The following is a 17583-nucleotide window of genomic DNA, read 5'->3' as shown; positions in this document are numbered from 1 at the left end:
TAAACTACTAACTTTAATGCTTGATAATCTGCTAGAATAAAAGTAGTTATTCTAATTGAGGATGTGTTTAAATGCCAAGCAAAACTCGCTATATTAAGCTTTTTTCCCACAACGATTTAGATGGTTTCGGCGCGCCAACTTTATTTGAAGCGGTCCAACCAGACTTATTTAAGGGCGTTGTCTTTGACCTTACCACTTGTTCAGCTGGGCGGCTAGATGCTCGCTTAGCCTCGTTTTTCCGCCAACCAGATATTGGTCGCTTTACTGATGTCTTCATCATGGATATGACCCCTGACAGTGATTATTCCTTCCAACAACTTGAGCAACACTTCGCCAACCATTGGCTAATCTTTGACCACCACGAAAGCGAAGCTAACCTCCGCGCCCAATATGCCTCTAATTGTATCAATCCTACCAACCCTGCCATCAATCCCTCTGCTACCAGCCTGGTTTGGGATTGGTTGCAAACAAACAAGAATTTTAACCGCCTAGACCCAGCAAGAGTTAAGGAACTTGGCTTGTTAGTTGAATTGATTAGGGCCTATGATACCTGGGATTGGCAAAATGATGACCAAATGCCTAGTGAGATTAAGGAGGCCGCGGATAATTTAAACCAACTCTTCTGGTTTTATCCCCTTTCTAAAACCCAAGAATTCATTCAGGCCGTCTTTGCAACTGGTTGGCCCGCTTATCGCCAAGCCAATGCTCTATTAATCGATACCTTAAACGCACGACGGACCAGTTACATTAAGCGTCACCTTAAAAGTGTCGCTACCTTTGAACAGGATGGTCATTCCTTTGGGGTCGTCTATGCTAGCGATTATAAATCAGAAATTGCACACGAACTTTTGCAACAATTCGAAGTCGAAGTTGCCCTCGTCATCGATGACCGCAGCGTTTCTCTAAGAAGCAACGGTAAACTAGATGTAGCTAAGTTTGCAGAGGACTACTTCCGGGGTGGTGGTCACGAAGATTCAGCTGGTGGGAGCTTAAACTTCAACCCCGTCTTGGAAGCTGAAAAAATGGTAATCGCAGCCATTAAGGAGCAAAAACAAGTCAACGAACAAATGACGGCTGCAGAAGCCGAAACAGACTCCCTCGCCGACCAACTAGACCCTGAAACTGCTGCTAAGTTAGCCGCTCTTTTTGGTAACCAAACCGACTAAGTGCTACAATTAACTTATTCGAACATTAAGGATGTGACTTTTGTGAAAGTCTTAGGAATCTTAGGGGCCCATAAGGAACATGGGGTGACACGCATGATGCTTGACCAGGTCTTACACCAGGTTCAAGCACCTAATACTTCTGAAATAATTTACTTAGAAGACTATCAAATTAAGCCCGACATCAAGGGCCAACCTAATCCTACCATGGATCAAATTATCGCTAAGCTTGAAGCCGCTGACGTCTGGGTAATTGCTGCTCCCACTTACTGGGGCGGCTTATCTGGCGTCATGAAGAACTTTTTTGACTGTCTCAGGCAACGACTAGTCCGATTTGACCACAAGGGTGGCACTCACCCAGATAAATTCGCCCACAAACACTACATCAGTCTAACCAACTGTTATGCCGGTAAATGGGAAAACTTCTTGAGTGGAGTTACCGACGCTAGTTTCAGAACCATTGATAAGGTCCTAACCGCCGGTGGGCTTATCAAAATTGGCGAAGCTGTTCAGACCGCTACTTGGGGCTTAACTGAACTAGCACCTGCTAAGCAAAAAGAATTAACCAAACTCGGTCAAAAAATTAACCGGGCCACTAGAAAGGACGATCAAACCGTGAAACGTTACTTCGAACTCTTCTTCATCGTTGCCGTCATGGCCTTTATTACCATGGCCATTCAGAGCCTCTGTCTCAAACTGTTAAACCTCTCGCTAGGCTTTTGGTCTAATTATATTTCCTTTGTGATTATCTTCTTTGCACTGCTAGCAGTTACGCTCCACTTCTTTACCGTGGTCAAACATAAACGTAAATAATTAAACGGGTCACGCATACCGCCAAGGTAGTCGTGATCCGTTTTTTTTAATAGCTAATTTTTTCAGGCCCTACTTTTAAGTTAGTCATAGTCGTAACCAGGTTAACACCCTCAATCTGGCGATCAGGATTATAACGCGGGTCATTAAAGACCAGTAGTTGCGCCCCGGCAGCTAAGCCAGCCTTTACCCCGTTGACTGAATCTTCAACCACTAGGCTCTCACTAGCCTTCACCCCTAGTTTTTCCATTGCCAGTAAGAAGATATCTGGCGCAGGTTTAGGATGGGCTAACTCAGCCCCTGAAATGACAGCTGAAAATAGTTCCTTTACTCCAAAGGTCGTTAAAACTTCCTCAATATCCGCTAACGGTGAAGATGAAGCCAGTGCGAGCTTGAAATCATTTTGAGCCAAGGCCTTAATAAATTCCACCGTACCCGCAATGCTTTGAAGCCCATTTTTAGCCCTAACTTGAGCTACTTCTTCAAAATACTCTGCCATTAATTGTTCCGTGCTTGCCGGTAAGTCGAGTTCCTGCCTGGTTTGTGCCCAGATATCTCGAAAAGACATCCCCATAAATTTAAAGTGGTAACTGAGTGGCTTATAAACTCCGTATTTATGCAAAACATTTTGCTTCGCTTCCATAATGTTAGGCTCGGAATCAACAATCACCCCGTCCATGTCAAGGATTACCGCTTTAGCCTTAATGACTTTCATTAGTATCGCTTCCTTTTTAAAGTCTAATCACACCACCAATTTTAGCATACTTATTTTCTGCTAAATTCTTTTACAAAAAATCTATCCATCAAACTATGCTCACTGCCGGCTAACCCTTGGCAACTTTGGTAACCCATCCGCTCATACAACTGTAGCGCAACTTGCAAATTACGGTGGGATTCTAAGTAAAGCTTATGGTAACCTGCCGTTTGTGCGAACTGCTCACACTTACCGAGCAATAGCTTGCTTAGCCCCTGGCCCCGAGCTTCAGTGGTCAAGTATAGCTTTTGTAACTCCGCAATCTTATTGGCTGAGTCAAATTCGGCAACCCCGGCACCACCTAAAACCTGACCTTCTTCCTCAAGGACAAAGTAACAGCGTCCAGGCTTAGCCAAATAAAATTCACTTAAATTATCTAAGCTAGCATCGAAATAGGCTGTCCCTGGCAACGCTAGCTTTGCTTCCTCTAAGCTAGCACGAATGATTTGCGCTAACACTGGGTTATCACTAGGTTTAATCTGTCTAATCATCATTGCTATCCACCTCGCAATTTAATTATCCACATTCTAGCAAGTTTAAAGGCAAAAGAAAATCCTCCAAACTCAACCACGAGTTTGGAGGATTTCAAAGAAAGCCTAATCTTAAAGCTTTTCTTTGTTGACGATGTTTAACTTATCGTCTAAGTCGTAAACAACTGGTTGGCCAGTAGCCATTTCTACGTTCATGATGTCTTCATCAGAAATTTGTTCGATGTACTTAGTCAAGGCACGTAGTGAGTTACCGTGGGCAGCAACGATTACGTTCTTACCAGCTAATAAGTCTGGAGCAATCTTGTCTTCCCAGAATGGGATAACGCGTTCCAAAGTAACCTTTAAGTTTTCCCCACCTGGAACGATGCGTGGGTCTAAGTTAGCGTAACGACGGTCGTTAGCTGCTGAACCTTCATCGTTTGCATCCAATAATGGAGGTAATACGTCATAAGAACGACGCCAGATGTGAACTTGTTCGTCACCGTACTTTTCAGCTGCGGCTTGCTTGTTCTTACCTTGTAAAGCACCGTAGTGACGTTCGTTTAAACGCCATGACTTTTCTTCTGGAATCCAAAGTTGACCTGATTCTTCCAAAGCGAAGTGTAAAGTCTTGATGGCACGAGTTAAAACTGAAGTGTAGGCTTGATCAAATTCAATCCCTGCTTCCTTTAACTTGCGACCAGCTTCTTTAGCTTCTTGTTCACCTTGTTCACTCAAGTTAACGTCTACCCAACCAGTGAATAGGTTCTTTAAGTTCCATTCACTTTGACCGTGACGGATAAATACTAATTTTGACATATCAGTATAAAACCTCTTTCTTAAAATAAAAATTGTTTACACCTGTATTTTACACTGAATAGAAAAAAATTCCTAGCCCTTGTGATAAATTAAGCTTGCTTTTCTTTCAAAGCCTTAATCAAAGCGGCGACCGCCTTTTCAATGTTGGCTGGCGTAGTTCCCAGGTTCAAGCGGATAAAACCTAAGCCGGCTTGACCAAACCAGTCACCAAAATCAACCGCTAACTTAGCTTGTTTCTTAACTAAATCAGTTACTTCATCCTTAGCAATCACGCCGGATAAATCAATCCACATTAGGTAAGTTCCCTCTAAATCACTCACCTTAATTGCTGGAAAAGCTTGGGTTAATTTTGTCTTAACGTAGTCAAAGTTAGCTTGCACCACCTTAATAAAGCCAGCTAACCAGTCTGCCCCCTCACTATAGGCTGCTTGGGCTGCCACTTTTCCTAACAAGCTTCCTGCTGGCGAAGATAACTTAGCAACGTGTTCGTCATAACGGTCACGTAGTTGAGGGTTAGGGATAATCACGTGACTATTTTGTAAAGCCGCTAGGTTAAACGTCTTAGACGGAGCGTCTAAAACCACCAAGTTATCCCGGTAGTAACCATCCTTAATTGATAAAGCCGACACAAACGGGCGCTTACCCATAATCAAATCATGGTGAATTTCGTCAGAAATCACGTGGACTTGCTCTTGGCGGCAAAGTTCTAGTACCGCTTCTAGTTCTGCTTCCGACCAAACCCGTCCAACCGGATTATGGGGACTACATAAAACTAACGTCCTAACTTGATTAGCTTCCATCTTTTGGCGCATGTCTTCTAAGTCCATGACGTATTTTCCGTCAACTTGTTTTAAGTTGGAAATCACTAACTTACGGTGATTATTTTCAATTACCCGCATGAAGGGATAATAGACTGGTTGCATAACCATCACCGCGTCGTTTTCTTCGGTTAAGAATTGGATTACTGTGCTTAACGACTGCACTACCCCGGTTCCAAACCTAAGCCAGTCCTTATGTAACTCAATTCCGTAACGCTCTTTTTGCCAAGTAAAGTAGGCATCAAAATAAGCAGCGGGAGTCATTGAGTAACCAAAGGCCCCGTGTTCTACCCGCTTAACCATGGCTTCAAGCACCGCTTTAGGCGCCTTAAATTCCGTATCGGCCACCCAAAGTGGTAATAGGTCACTGGCCCCAAATTCTGCTTCCAAGCCATCCCATTTGACGGCATCCGTATTTTGGCGTTCAACCGCATATTCTTTTACAAACGTTTCTTTATCCATCCTACTTCTTCCTCCCTAGCTTTTTAACTTTAGCTTGATACCCTTGATGCTTGATGCTCACCGGTTTAACTCCTAAGACATCGAGTGCGAAGGTAAAGATGGGAATCCCAACAATTAAGCCCCAAACTCCAAATAAGTGTTCAGACGCTACCAGCACCACAAAGGTATAAAAGATTGGTAATTCTGTCTTAGATGACATTAATTTTGGATTTAAAATATATGACTCTAGCGCATGGACTACCAGTAGCATTACGATAACATAAATTACGTCCCGAATTCCACCCACAGAATAGGCGATAAAACTTAGCGGGATAGCTGAGATAATCACCCCAGCAACCGGCACTAGGCTGAGAACAAAAATCATCAGGCCTAAACTAATGATTTGGGGCATTTTCATCATGCTTAAACAAACCAAGGTAATGGCCGTGTTAACCAAGGCAATCATAAACTGGGCTTCCATTACTACCCCGAAGGTGTTAACGAAGATCTTAGCAAAGTGGTAAATATCCTTGAAGAGCCAAGAATTAGGTCCCTTTAAGAAACTCTTAGAAAAAGTGTACATCTCGTCTTTTTCCACCGTGAAAAAGAAGGACAATAATAGGGACACCAGGAAGGTAAAGCCCATAGAACCAATGCTAGTAATGTATTTCAACAGAATGCCAGCCCCATTTTTTACCTGCTTCATAATCTCCGAGCTATTGATATAACTGGAAATGTAAGCCCACACCTTGTTGGTGTCAGCCGGCATATTTTGGTAAAATTTTAGGACCTATTTTACCATCAACTCCGATTGCACAATTAACTTAGGAATGTAGATGGTAATTCCAAGGTAAATCAAAGCAATTAATAAGGCGTAAATCACAATTACTATTAAGCGTGACGGTAACTTAAGGTACTTTTGTACCCAGCTAACCGCTCGCACCACCAAAAAGGTGAAGATGAAGGTTAACAAAATAATGCTCATTAAGCTTCTGACTAGATACAAAATTCCAATTAACCCTGCTAACACAACAAACCTTCTAAAGCGCTCATTAGCAATAAATTTTTGCCAAAGATTTAAATTTTCCACGCCACCATCCCTCTCTTAGGTCATTTAACCTTATTTTACAATCATTGACGCAAAAAGTCTTTAACCACTCCCTAAACTTTTGCTGAATTATTTGGAACAACGGCTTATAATTAATTAGATATTGCTTAAGAAAGAAGGATTAATGTGACTAAAAAAGCTAGCTTAGGAATCGTCTTTGCCACTAGCGCCGCCATTTTATGGGGCTTTACCGGACTGTTATCCCAATATCTTTTCAAAGAAACGGACGTCTCAATTGGGTGGCTGATGGGGGTTAAAACGCTCATCTCAGCTTTTATCGTCTTACTGGCTGCCTACCACACAGAAGGTAATAAACTTTTTGAAGTTTGGCGGCACCCTAGCGATTACTTACAAATGGCCGCCTATGGTTTAATCGGGCTAGCCGGGGTTCAGTTAACCTACTCGCTTACCGTCTATGACAGTAACGCCGCCATCGCAACCATCCTTCAAACCCTCGGGGTGGTCGGGGTTATTATCTATTCCGCCTTAGTTTTCCACCAACGACCACGGCGGCAAGAGTATCTAGCTGTAATCATCGCCTTAATCGGGACCTACCTTTTAGTAACCCGCGGTCATGGGCTAAATATTGCATTAAGCCCGGCTACCCTGCGCGACGGGAGCCTCTTGGTTCTGTGCGGCACCGGGTTAGCTGTTTTACCGGTTGGACTATTGAAAAAATATAGTTCGCTCACAATCCTTGGTTGGGGCTTGTTAATTGGGGGCATTATCTTTGAAGTCGGCCACCCCTTTTGGGTAGGCCTACCAACATTTTCCTTGATTAACACTAGCTGCATTATTTTAATTACCCTAATTGGGACGACCCTTTCTTACCTCCTCTTTCTCCACAGTATGAATTATGTTAATTCAACCGTGGCAGCCTTACTTGATACCTTCGAGCCACTAACAGCTGCGGTCGGTACCATGCTTTTCTTTAACGCTAGTTATAACTGGGCCGAATACTTGGGCAGTTTCCTAATCTTAAGTACCGTCTTTATCCTAGCCGTCGGCAAGAAAAATTAATTCCAAACTAAAGCCAGCTTTCCTGTGCATAAAGGAAAGCTGGCTTTAGTTCTAGCTTAGCGGCAAGTCCGCATTAAGCTTGCTGATAGTATTTGGCTAACATCTTATCGGCAAAATCCTCATCAAAGAAGTCAATTAAATCTGCTCTTAATGAGTCATAGTCGTGCTCAGTAGACATTGCTTTTTTGATTAACTGCTGGGCAAATTTTTCCTGCATAGTTATCGTGTTCTGTTCCACTGCATAATCTACACGGTCTTGGACCCAATCTTTTACTAACATATAACGATCCCTCCAGTCGTTTCTTCTTTTAGCTAACTTTACTGCGTACTTAACTTCCCTGACAAAATCCGTTCTCCCTGCGGGCCGACCGGCAACTAGGTCGAAGAAGTCTTGTAATTCCTCACTACAGCCGGTCATATCCCCGTAGGGGTTAAGGATTAAGGAGACAAACCCATCCTTAAATTTAAGCTCATTGACCCCGTTTGGCACCAAGTTGACCTCGTAAAATGAATTGCCTAGCCGGTACCAATCAAATAAGCAGATGAAAATCATATAGGTTTTGGGAATCTCACCGTAACTTTCTCGGGGGTAGAGGCGCTCCGTAATCATGGTGGAGTGGTAATACAAGATGCGTTGCATCAGATACTTTGGCCGGATAGTTTGCATCTCAATATCAAACATCTCACCACCTTCGCCGTAGGTGGAAATATCTAAGCGGACGTCTTTAGCATCGACGTTAGCACTAAGCCCATCCTGGGAGCGAACGTAGACTCGTTTAATCTTTAGCTGGGGTAAGGCGGCCTTAATCAGTTGTAAACACAACTGGGGTTGGGCCATCACCTTGCTAAAGATGTAGTCATTACTGATATCCGACTGCTCCCACTCCTCTAAAAACTGGCGCCGTCTATTGTTGTAATGTTTCATGGAAACATCTCCTTTAGTTATTATATGAGAAGGCCATCTGAGATGGTATCAAAATGACCCCTCACTATATACATACGCAGAAACGCCTCAATTTATTTTTTCATTTTTAATTTTTTAGTATTTTCTAATAAAAAAGGGCCCCTAAGTTTGACCTTAAGGACTCTAATAATTATTTACTTAGCCAACCAGTTATTCTTTAGGTAAGACGTTGTCATAAGCAAATTGGATTCTGTAAGTTTTCTTTCCTTGGCGTGGTAACACAATGTCGCCAAAATTAGCTTGGTTGATAGCGTCTGGTAAGGTTTGCGCTTCTAAAGCGATTCCTTCGCCCCCGATTGCTTCTTTACCATTATCCCTAGAGAAGTAAATCCCTGGTTCGATTTCATGCATGGTATACATTACCAAGCCATTCCGATCTGAATCAATTGTAACTTGATCGCCACTTTCATCATCCCGTAATACGGCAATTGGCATGGTTGCCTTCCCTGGACCGTTGACTACAAAGGCATCATCAAACCCATGATTTTCTGCGATTGCCACTTGTAGGTTCTTCATCTTTCTAAAGTCATAAGGACTAGCCTCAACATCTTTTACCCGGCCAGTTGGGATTAATTCATCATCAGTTTCTAGGTAACCATCACTGTTGATTTGTAAGCTGTGTGTTGATAAATCTTGTCGGTTACTCAAGTTAAAGTAGACGTGACAAGTTGGATTAAAGAGGGTATCAACCTCACCACCCAAAGCGCTATAAGCAATCGTTACCCGGTTAGAATTATCCAAAGTATAGATGACAGTTGCCAGGATATCACCTGGGAACCCATCGATTGCTTGCCGAATCTTTTGTTGGAAAATGACACTTACACTGCTGTCATTACGTGAAGTCGTGTACTTCCAGTTAGTATGATTGAAGCCGTGTGGCCCCCCGTGAAGACAGTTTCCCTTCTCATTTTGCGGTAGCTGAATTTCTTTACCGTCTAATCTAAAGCGACCATCCTTAATGCGCCCAGCCACCCGGCCAATTGATTGGCAAGTGCACAAGCCGTTAGCATAGTAGTCTGCTGGCTTGTCAAAACTCAAAAGCAAGTTTTTCTTAGACCCATCTGCTTGGGGAACGGAAAATTCTTGCCAAGTTGCTCCCATCGTCAAACAAGAAATGGAGACCCCATTATCGTTTACCAACGTAACCTTAGTAACTAAATGTGTTTTGTACTTTTCAACTTCTGTTCTGTAAATATCCATAGTAATTAATTCCCTCCGGATAATATTTCAAGCAATTCTACCCCCTTATTTTAGCGCAAAATCGCTTTAAATAATAGCGTTTACATAAAATTAGTTAGATGAGTTGTAAACAACCAAAATTGGTCTAGTTTGCGTTTTTGTACGGATTTTAAAATAAAAAAAGATAAATAACGATTTTTATTAGCGTTTCATCTTAATCAGTCACTTATTCAAGTTAATTTCCAGCCAATTCTTTCAGCTAAAACTTTGATTTAATCATCTTTTTAGATTAGAAGCAAAAATCACTTACAATCACTCACGTATAATGATTTGTAATTAAATAATTATTTTTATAAAACAAACACTTGAAATATCGTTTTCATAGGTGTATGGTATATTTATCAAGTTTGCTACTGAAAGGGAGATGTTCTCATGAACGAAACAATTATTAAAAAACTCGAATCAAGAATGACGGAAGCTAAGGCCTGGCGCCTAGAAAATAGTGAAACTGGCCACTTTTTAGATGTGGTCTTCTCACTTAACCTGGAAGACAAGATGAGAAATAAGCGTAATTTTTCGTTCAACCGCTTCGAATCCGAACAGTTAAACGAATTATCGAAGTTGGTTCCCGCTTTGGAGAACGACTACCGCTTAGAACTTAACTCAACTAACGTTGGCTTGGGCTACCTACCTGTTTCTGTTGACTCAGCCCAATCACTACTACAAGAAGTCTAGTTTTAAAATATCAATTCAAAAGGCAACCTTGCTACAAAGTGTGGCTCGGTTGCTTTTTGCTAGCCTCCATAAAAAATTACCCGTCCAAGTCAAAAACCTGGACGGGTAAATTCTTTGTTTAATTATTTACGGTCATCGTAACCGTTTGGATGAGTTGAGTGCCACTTCCAAGCAGTAGCGATAATCTTTTTAATGTCATCAAATTCTGGTTGCCAACCCAAGACCTTGCGAGCCTTATCAGAGGCAGCAATTAATGTATCAGGGTCACCACCACGACGACCAGCGATTTCGGCAGGGATTTCCTTGCCAGTTACTTCCCGCGCAGCCTTAAGGATTTCTAAGTTAGAAAAACCAGTGGATGAACCTAGGTTAAAGGCATTTGATTCATTACCTGCTCTTAGGTAGTTGACTGCTAAGATGTGGGCATCTGCTAAGTCGTATGGGTGAACGTAGTCACGAACGTTAGTCCCGTCTGGCGTATTGTAATCATCACCAAAGATCATCAACTTGTCGCGCTTACCTTGGGCAACTTGTAAAACGATTGGCAATAAGTGGGTTTCTGGCCCGTGGTCTTCCCCGATGGAACCATCTGGCTTAGCCCCAGCCACGTTAAAGTAACGAAGCGCTACGAACTTAGTTCCGTAAGCCTTATCAGCCCAGGCCATGATTTTTTCCATCATTAACTTACTTTCACCATAAGGGTTGATTGGGTTTTGAGGATCATCTTCATAGATTGGCATCTTTTCAGGAATCCCGTAAGTAGCGGCTGTAGATGAAAAGACAATCTTATTAATCTTAAACTCGTTCATTACTTCTAGGAGTTTAACCATTCCGGCAGTGTTATTGTCGAAATACTTCAAAGGATTAGTCATTGATTCGGCCACCAAGGAGAAGGCAGCAAAGTGAATCACCGCGTCGATTTCAGGATTTTCTGCGAAGACCTTGCGCATGAAATCCTTATCCGCTAAATCACCTTGGTAAAACTTAGCTTGGGGATTGACCGCAGCTCTGTGCCCCGTAACTAAACTATCAACCACAACTACTTCTTCGTCAGTAGTATTAACTAAACGATCTACAGTGTGGGAACCAATGTAACCCGCACCACCTAAAACTAAAATAGACATTATGTCCTCCTATTCTAGAAAAGCCCCCTACCAAAAGGGCTTTCCTGCAAAATCTACAGGAGATGGATAAATATCCAACCTCTTATATTCTACCAGTATCTTGGAGCATAAAAAAGCATTTTCACAATTTTACTTGTGAAAAATTAGAAGTTGTGGTTACAATTACATTAGCTAATTATTTCAAAAAGGAGGTGGACTCATGGCTGAACTAGTCTATCAACAAGTAATTAAAGACTTAAAAAAGCGCATCTTTGCTAACGAATTTTCAGATATGCGCCTCCCAGACGAACGCAGTTTGGCAGAAAGCTACCAGGTTAGTCGCAGCTCCATCAAACGGGCCTTAGCAAAGATGGCTAACGATGGCATCATCTTTAAAAAGCGGGGGTCGGGCACTTTTATCAACCCCCTCTACCTCAAAAATGAATCGGTCTTTAACTACGAAGCCGCTAGTAATCTAGGGGTTACCGACAACTTTCAAATGGATGGTAAAAAACCAACCACCAAGGTCTTAAGTTTTGAAGTCACCCTCCCCTCAAAGGAATTGCAACGCGATTTATTCTTAAACGAAGAAGATTTCGTCTATAAAATCGTGCGCCTTCGCTCTTTTGGGGCGACTCCCTTCATGATTGAGACAGGCTACATCCCCATTAAAATCATGCCCCAGTTAAGTCGCAAGGACATTGAAAATTCCATTTTCAAGTACCTAGAAAAGCAGTACAAACAGTCTGTCACCAAGTCGTTTATGTCCGTTTTTGCTGAACCTTCTACCGAAAACGACCGCGAACTCCTAGGGTTACAGGTCAACGAACCGACTGGAATTATGGAAGGGATTTTCTTCTTAGATAACGGTACCCCCTTTGAATTTTCTCACATGCGCTTGCACTACAAGTATTTAAAATTCAACACCTTTGTCTCGGTTCACTAACACTGGCTCCATTAACTTGGGGTCTGTTTTTTTAGCCTCATTTTTTAATTGGGACGGTCCAATTCAAAAATAGGTTGACATTTATTTTAGAAAACGTTATTATCAAAGTGTAAAAAATTAGGTTAAGCTTTAAATCAAAGGAGCGACAAAAAATGACAGTAGATTATTCATCTAAAGAATATTTAAATAAACTCGATGCTTACTGGCGCGCAGCTAACTACATCTCAGTTGGGCAATTATACTTAAAGGACAACCCCCTCTTACGTCGGCCCTTAAAGGCTAGCGACGTTAAGGTCAAGCCAATCGGTCACTGGGGAACTATTGCCGGCCAAAACTTCATCTACGCCCACTTAAACCGGGTAATTAATAAGTACGACTTGAACATGTTCTACGTAGAAGGACCTGGGCATGGTGGTCAAGTGATGGTGTCTAACTCCTACCTCGATGGTTCGTACACAGAAATTTATCCAGACATTACTGAAGACGAAGCCGGAATGAAGAAACTCTTCAAGCGCTTCTCCTTCCCTGGCGGGGTCGCTTCTCACGCCGCCCCAGAAACACCAGGCTCCATCCACGAAGGGGGCGAATTAGGTTACTCCATCTCACACGCAACGGGGGCTATCCTAGATAACCCTGATTTGATCGTTGCTGCTGTCGTTGGTGATGGGGAAGCCGAAACTGGTCCACTTGCTACTTCATGGCAATCTAACAAGTTCATCAACCCCATCAATGACGGGGCGGTCTTGCCAATCTTAGACCTCAATGGGTTCAAGATTTCTAACCCAACCATCCTTTCCCGGGAATCAAACGAAAACTTACAAAAGTACTTCGAAGGGATGGGCTGGCACCCAATCTTTGTCGAAGGCGACGACCCTGAAAAGCTCCACCCATTGATGGCCCAAGCACTAGACCAAGCAATCGAAGAAATTAAAGCTATCCAAGCTAACGCCCGCCAAAACAACGACGCTAGCTTACCTGTTTGGCCAATGATTATCTTCCGGGCACCTAAGGGCTGGACTGGTCCTAAGACTTGGGATAATGTTCCAATCGAAAAATCATTTAGGGCCCACCAAATTCCAATTCCAGTCGACCAAAACGACATGCAACACGCTGATGCCTTGGTTGCCTGGTTGGAAAGCTACCGCCCAGAAGAACTCTTTGACGAAAACGGAACATTGAAGGCCGAAATCAAGGCCATTACCCCTAAGGGTGACAAGCGGATGGCGGCTAACCCTCACACCAACCCCGGTAAGTTAATCCGCGACCTGGTTAAACCTGACTTCCGCAACTACGCGGTTGATACTACCGTTAAGGGGCAAACAGTTGCTCAAGACATGACCGTCTTAGGGACTTACCTTGAAGACGTTGTTAAGGAAAATGCGGCTAACAAGAACTTCCGTATCTTTGGACCTGATGAAACCATGTCCAACCGCTTAGCCCCACTCTTTAAGGAAACTAACCGGCAATGGTTAAGCCCTATTAAGGAACCTAACGATGAATTCTTAGCTCCAGCCGGACGCATCATCGACTCCCAGTTATCAGAACACCAAGACGAAGGCTTCTTGGAAGGTTACGTCTTAACTGGCCGTCACGGTTTCTTCGCTAGTTACGAAGCCTTCTTACGTGTGGTTGACTCCATGTTAACGCAACACTTCAAGTGGTTACGTAAAGCTAAGGAACAACCATGGCGGACTTCAGTTCCATCCTTAAACGTTGTCGCAACTTCCACCGTCTTCCAACAAGACCACAACGGCTACACCCACCAGGATCCTGGTATCTTAGGTCACTTAGCCGATAAAAAACCAGAGTTCATCAGAGAATACTTACCAGCTGATGCCAACTCATTATTAGCCGTCTTTGACAAGGTCTTAAACGACCGGGATAAGATTAACTTAATCGTTTCTTCTAAGCACCCACGGCAACAATTCTACTCAGCCGCCGAAGCTAAGGAATTAGTCGACAATGGCTTGAAGATTATCGATTGGGCTTCAACAGATAAGAACGCTAAGCCAGATGTAGTCATTGCTGCTGCCGGAACTGAACCTAACTTAGAAGCCCTAGCAGCTATCTCCATCTTGCACGAAAAATTACCTGACCTAAAGATTCGCTTCATCAACGTGGTTGACCTCTTGAAGCTTCGTTCACCTAAGGTTGACCCTCGGGGCTTAAGCGACGCTGAATTCGACGCTTACTTCACCAAGGACGTGCCGGTAATCTTTGCCTTCCACGGTTACGAAGGCTTAATCCGTGACATCTTCTTTGACCGTCACAACCACAACCTGTCCATCCATGGTTACCGTGAAAACGGTGATATCACCACCCCATTTGACATGCGGGTCTTGAACCAAATGGACCGCTTCGACTTAGTCAAGGCTGCTGTATTAAGCTTGCCTGACGCTGACAAGTACGGACAAATCGTGGCAGAAATGGATGCTAAAGTGGCTAAGCACCACCAATACATCCGTGATGAAGGTACGGACCTGCCAGAAGTTGAAGCTTGGGAATGGAAATCCTTAGAATAAAAATTAGAAAATTTTACTAATTCGTGGCTAATGATGGTAACTAAAAGTGGTACTAACAATAATGTTAGTACCGCTTTTTAGTATATTTAAGGATTTAATTTTTAAGAAAAGCTCTTCAACGGATTAGACTTAGGCAAAAACCAACTAATAACTAGCTAACAAATGATGATAATTCGGCTTTGTCACTTTATCATCACTTTTGAAACTGTTATTATAAAAGTAAATAATTTTAAGAGAGGTGACGCAAACATGTACCTAATCATCGCTAATTTCTTTGCTACTCGTTGGTATACTTTTTTCCTAGCTTTCTGCTATATCTTTTTAATGTTTGTAGTCACACATAAACTACGTTTTCGTTGGGCTTGGCGGTGGTACACCATTTTAGAGCAAATCTGTTTTATGAGCTACTTCATTTTTGAATTGGGGCGCCTAATGACCATTCAAAACCTCACCAAGTCGGTCGCTATTTACCGCTTGGCTTATATTGTGCAATTATCCTGGTTATTAATCTCAGTTCCCTTTTTCGTAATCTTGCTCTACCGGATTTTTACCCACGAATACTTCAAGACCCTGAATACTTTTAGCAAAGTTTTCCTAGCCTGCGCACTCCTAATCATTAGCGGAGTTAGCGTCTACCTAGGTGCTTTAGCTAGTAGCATGCTTTACTTTTCAATTTAGACTTGTTAAAACCTCCCTAACTTGCTATGCTGTAGAAAAACAGTCAGTGGGAGGTTTTTTTATGACCAAATTGTATATCGTCCGCCACGGCCAAAGCCAAGCTAACGCCAACGGCATCTTACAGGGAAGCAAGGTTGACACCCCGCTAACCCAAACGGGCATCAAGCAAGCCTTTGCTACTAAGGAAGCTTTAAGTGACGTAAGCTTCTCTAAGGTAGTTGCTAGCCCCCTACTTCGTGCCGCTCAGACTGCTACCATCATCGCCGGGGCCGACCGCACCATCACCTTTGACCCCCGCCTAGTTGAGTATGATTATGGCAGCTGGGACGGGATGCTCGAAGCCGATGTTTGGGCTAAATTCCCCCAATACTTCGATGCCAAGCATAACTTGCTCCCTAATTCCTGGGAAACTTCTGGCGGTGATACCTACGACGAGGTTAAAGCTAAAATCGCCGCCCTCTTTGGCGATTTAGTTGCCAAGTATCCTGATGAAGCAGTCCTAGTCGTCTCACACGGCTTTACCATTAAGTTAATGCTCGACTACGTCCTCGGGATTAATAACCTGGTTAATATGAATGAACCTTTAAACGCAGCGGTTAGTTTGGTCGAATTGACCGACTCCAGCCAAACCCTCGTTTATTTCAACCGTTAATTAATAAATAAAGCCAACCCGATTAAGTTCGAGTTGGCTTTATTATTACTGTTGCTTAATGCCTGCTTGCTTTAATAGGTAAAGCAATGCCAGCATTGAGACTAGAGTTGCTAGTGCTAAGACTAGGAGGTAGGCCGCAAATAAGCCACTGCCGAAGGCCTGGGCAATATAACCAAATAAGATTGGGAGCAATAACAAGCCACCTCCGTAAGAGAAAGCTAGCTGTAGGCCCATTACCGTTTGGGAGGCTTCTTTGCCAAAGTGGACCGGGGTTAGGGCTAGCAGGTTAGGGTAAAGCTGGCCGTTACCAAAACCTAGTAGGAATAAGGCAAACCCCGCTACTAACTCGGGTAAAGGCAAGAATAAAATTCCAATTGCCACGATGGTTAAGCTAACACTTAGCTTAATCAAGGTCCAACACCGCCAGTAATTAGCGACAATCCCCCCGAAGAAGCGGCCACCAGCCATCCCCACATAATAAAGGGTAATCAATCCGGCAGCTAGTTCCGGGCTCAAATTTTTAGCATTAACCAGGTAGGTACTCCCCCAAGAGCCGGTTGTAATTTCGATGGCCACCGACCCCATAAAGACCAAGCAGGTTGTTAACACTAACGGCTGTTTTAAAAGCTCCATTAAGCCTGGGTGGCTGTGCATGGTAGCTTTTTCTTCCTTAACCTCTGGGTGAACCTTTTGCCACAAAGGAAATGACAGCACAATAATTAGGGTAATCGCTGCTTGGATATAAAAGGCCCACCGGTAACCCGCCCGCCAATTATTGTGATCCTGTAAGGCTAGGGACATAATCGCCGGACTCAGTGAGACCCCGATTCCATAAAAGCAGTGTAAAAAGTTCATCTGACTGGGGTGATAGTGCAAGGCCACGTAGTTATTTAGGGCCGTGTCAATCGCACCAGCCCCTAGGCCGAGCGGAATTCCCCACAAGCATAACCACCATAAATTGGGGGCGTAAGCAAAGCCTAGCAGCCCAGTGGCGGTCAGCGCCGTACTTAAAGCTGCGACCTTAGCCGTTTTTAAGCGGGCAATAACACTGGGAGCCACTAGGCTAGAAACAACCGTCAGCCCCGAAATCACAAACGAAACGTAGTTAGCACTTGCTAGGCTAACCCCGAATTCCTTGTAGATTACCGGCCAAGCTGGCCCAAAGAGCGAATCCGGAATTCCTAAGCCAATGAAACCAATATAGATTGTCAATAATAATAAAACTGCCATGATATCCTCTCTTTTAGTTTATTACTATCCATTGTAACAAATGTCGCAATGGTTTGACAAAGACCCTTAGAAAACCTTAAAATTAGGATATTCAAATGTTTAGCTCTATGTTTTCTGGCACTATGTCCTGTCAAGTATACAGTTTAAATATATAAAATAGACTATGCGGTC

The 17583-nt window shown here is 43.2% G+C and carries 16 protein-coding genes and 1 pseudogene; 8 read left to right on the top strand and 9 right to left on the bottom strand.

The features are described 5' to 3' along the window. Nucleotides 1-71: 71 nt before the first annotated feature. Nucleotides 72-1166 carry a DHHA1 domain-containing protein gene (locus tag FC14_RS03835; RefSeq protein ID WP_056976545.1) on the top strand — a complete coding sequence of 365 codons (1095 nt, stop codon included), beginning with the start codon at nt 72-74 and terminating at the stop codon, nt 1164-1166. A gap of 42 nt (nt 1167-1208) precedes the next feature. Beyond that, entirely contained in the window at nt 1209-1976 is a 768-nt protein-coding gene (locus FC14_RS03830; RefSeq protein WP_050610720.1) for a flavodoxin family protein, read from the top strand. A 46-nt stretch (nt 1977-2022) separates the two neighbouring features. On the opposite strand, the gene FC14_RS03825 is transcribed toward FC14_RS03830, so the two are convergent. The 5 genes and pseudogenes from FC14_RS03825 to FC14_RS03805 all read right to left on the bottom strand — a co-directional run bounded on the left by FC14_RS03825 (nt 2023) and on the right by FC14_RS03805 (nt 6260). Further along, the gene (locus tag FC14_RS03825) at nt 2023-2688 is read right to left on the bottom strand and encodes an HAD family hydrolase (protein ID WP_056976544.1); all 666 of its coding nucleotides are present in this window, start codon (nt 2686-2688) and stop codon (nt 2023-2025) included. A 50-nt stretch (nt 2689-2738) separates the two neighbouring features. Then, on the bottom strand, nt 2739-3221 hold the full coding sequence (locus FC14_RS03820) for a GNAT family N-acetyltransferase (protein ID WP_056976543.1): 483 nt from the start codon (nt 3219-3221) through the stop codon (nt 2739-2741). 108 nt (nt 3222-3329) lie between these two features. Then, a complete protein-coding gene (locus tag FC14_RS03815) occupies nt 3330-4016 on the bottom strand; it encodes a 2,3-diphosphoglycerate-dependent phosphoglycerate mutase (RefSeq protein ID WP_056976542.1) in 687 nt (228 codons plus the stop codon). A gap of 89 nt (nt 4017-4105) precedes the next feature. Continuing rightward, nucleotides 4106-5296, bottom strand: a complete 1191-nt coding sequence (locus tag FC14_RS03810; RefSeq protein WP_056976541.1) for a MalY/PatB family protein — start codon at nt 5294-5296, stop codon at nt 4106-4108. Nucleotide 5297: 1 nt separating this feature from the next. Beyond that, a pseudogene (locus FC14_RS03805) lies at nt 5298-6260 on the bottom strand (AI-2E family transporter). 249 nt (nt 6261-6509) lie between these two features. Between FC14_RS03805 and FC14_RS03800 the strand changes: the two are divergent. Beyond that, the gene (locus tag FC14_RS03800) at nt 6510-7403 is read left to right on the top strand and encodes a DMT family transporter (protein WP_056976540.1); all 894 of its coding nucleotides are present in this window, start codon (nt 6510-6512) and stop codon (nt 7401-7403) included. Between the two features lie 73 nt (nt 7404-7476). Here FC14_RS03800 and FC14_RS03795 read toward each other — a convergent pair whose 3' ends face one another. Together FC14_RS03795 and FC14_RS03790 are read right to left on the bottom strand one after the other, a co-directional pair. Beyond that, on the bottom strand, nt 7477-8328 hold the full coding sequence (locus FC14_RS03795; RefSeq protein WP_056976539.1) for an Rpn family recombination-promoting nuclease/putative transposase: 852 nt from the start codon (nt 8326-8328) through the stop codon (nt 7477-7479). Between the two features lie 189 nt (nt 8329-8517). After that, a complete protein-coding gene (locus tag FC14_RS03790; RefSeq protein ID WP_050610704.1) occupies nt 8518-9567 on the bottom strand; it encodes an aldose epimerase family protein in 1050 nt (349 codons plus the stop codon). A gap of 411 nt (nt 9568-9978) precedes the next feature. Between FC14_RS03790 and FC14_RS03785 the strand changes: the two genes are divergently transcribed. Beyond that, a complete protein-coding gene (locus tag FC14_RS03785; RefSeq protein ID WP_050610703.1) occupies nt 9979-10281 on the top strand; it encodes a hypothetical protein in 303 nt (100 codons plus the stop codon). Nucleotides 10282-10403: 122 nt separating this feature from the next. Here the strand turns inward: FC14_RS03785 and galE are convergent, their stop codons facing one another. After that, a complete protein-coding gene (gene galE, locus FC14_RS03780; RefSeq protein ID WP_056976538.1) occupies nt 10404-11405 on the bottom strand; it encodes a UDP-glucose 4-epimerase GalE in 1002 nt (333 codons plus the stop codon). A gap of 199 nt (nt 11406-11604) precedes the next feature. Between galE and FC14_RS03775 the strand changes: the two genes are divergently transcribed. The 4 genes from FC14_RS03775 to FC14_RS03760 all read left to right on the top strand — a co-directional run bounded on the left by FC14_RS03775 (nt 11605) and on the right by FC14_RS03760 (nt 16182). Continuing rightward, nucleotides 11605-12330, top strand: coding sequence for a GntR family transcriptional regulator (locus FC14_RS03775; protein WP_056976537.1), 726 nt, complete (start codon nt 11605-11607; stop codon nt 12328-12330). A 152-nt stretch (nt 12331-12482) separates the two neighbouring features. Then, entirely contained in the window at nt 12483-14852 is a 2370-nt protein-coding gene (locus FC14_RS03770) for a phosphoketolase family protein (RefSeq protein ID WP_056976536.1), read from the top strand. Between the two features lie 249 nt (nt 14853-15101). Then, nucleotides 15102-15530, top strand: a complete 429-nt coding sequence (locus tag FC14_RS03765; RefSeq protein ID WP_056976535.1) for a hypothetical protein — start codon at nt 15102-15104, stop codon at nt 15528-15530. A gap of 61 nt (nt 15531-15591) precedes the next feature. Next, nucleotides 15592-16182 (top strand): histidine phosphatase family protein, encoded by a 591-nt coding sequence (locus FC14_RS03760; RefSeq protein WP_056976534.1) that lies wholly within the window; start codon nt 15592-15594, stop codon nt 16180-16182. Between the two features lie 45 nt (nt 16183-16227). On the opposite strand, the gene FC14_RS03755 is transcribed toward FC14_RS03760, so the two are convergent. Continuing rightward, a complete protein-coding gene (locus tag FC14_RS03755; RefSeq protein WP_056976533.1) occupies nt 16228-17412 on the bottom strand; it encodes an MFS transporter in 1185 nt (394 codons plus the stop codon). Between the last annotated feature and the right edge of the window lie 171 nt (nt 17413-17583).

The organism is Ligilactobacillus agilis DSM 20509 (assembly GCF_001436215.1).
GTDB lineage: Bacteria > Bacillota > Bacilli > Lactobacillales > Lactobacillaceae > Ligilactobacillus > Ligilactobacillus agilis.
The sequence above is the reverse complement of the archived record's forward strand: the minus strand, read 5'-3'. Positions and strand labels throughout refer to the sequence as shown.

Bases quoted from the DNA above. Each gene is read 5' to 3' on its own strand.
- FC14_RS03755 (WP_056976533.1), bottom strand. From the start codon at position 17,412: ATGGCAGTTTTATTATTATTGACAATCTATATTGGTTTCATTGGCTTA.
- FC14_RS03765 (WP_056976535.1), top strand. From the start codon at position 15,102: ATGTACCTAATCATCGCTAATTTCTTTGCTACTCGTTGGTATACTTTT.
- FC14_RS03770 (WP_056976536.1), top strand. From the start codon at position 12,483: ATGACAGTAGATTATTCATCTAAAGAATATTTAAATAAACTCGATGCT.
- FC14_RS03775 (WP_056976537.1), top strand. From the start codon at position 11,605: ATGGCTGAACTAGTCTATCAACAAGTAATTAAAGACTTAAAAAAGCGC.
- galE (WP_056976538.1), bottom strand. From the start codon at position 11,405: ATGTCTATTTTAGTTTTAGGTGGTGCGGGTTACATTGGTTCCCACACT.
- FC14_RS03825 (WP_056976544.1), bottom strand. From the start codon at position 2,688: ATGAAAGTCATTAAGGCTAAAGCGGTAATCCTTGACATGGACGGGGTG.
- FC14_RS03795 (WP_056976539.1), bottom strand. From the start codon at position 8,328: ATGAAACATTACAACAATAGACGGCGCCAGTTTTTAGAGGAGTGGGAG.
- FC14_RS03760 (WP_056976534.1), top strand. From the start codon at position 15,592: ATGACCAAATTGTATATCGTCCGCCACGGCCAAAGCCAAGCTAACGCC.
- FC14_RS03810 (WP_056976541.1), bottom strand. From the start codon at position 5,296: ATGGATAAAGAAACGTTTGTAAAAGAATATGCGGTTGAACGCCAAAAT.
- FC14_RS03820 (WP_056976543.1), bottom strand. From the start codon at position 3,221: ATGATGATTAGACAGATTAAACCTAGTGATAACCCAGTGTTAGCGCAA.
- FC14_RS03785 (WP_050610703.1), top strand. From the start codon at position 9,979: ATGAACGAAACAATTATTAAAAAACTCGAATCAAGAATGACGGAAGCT.
- FC14_RS03790 (WP_050610704.1), bottom strand. From the start codon at position 9,567: ATGGATATTTACAGAACAGAAGTTGAAAAGTACAAAACACATTTAGTT.
- FC14_RS03835 (WP_056976545.1), top strand. From the start codon at position 72: ATGCCAAGCAAAACTCGCTATATTAAGCTTTTTTCCCACAACGATTTA.
- FC14_RS03815 (WP_056976542.1), bottom strand. From the start codon at position 4,016: ATGTCAAAATTAGTATTTATCCGTCACGGTCAAAGTGAATGGAACTTA.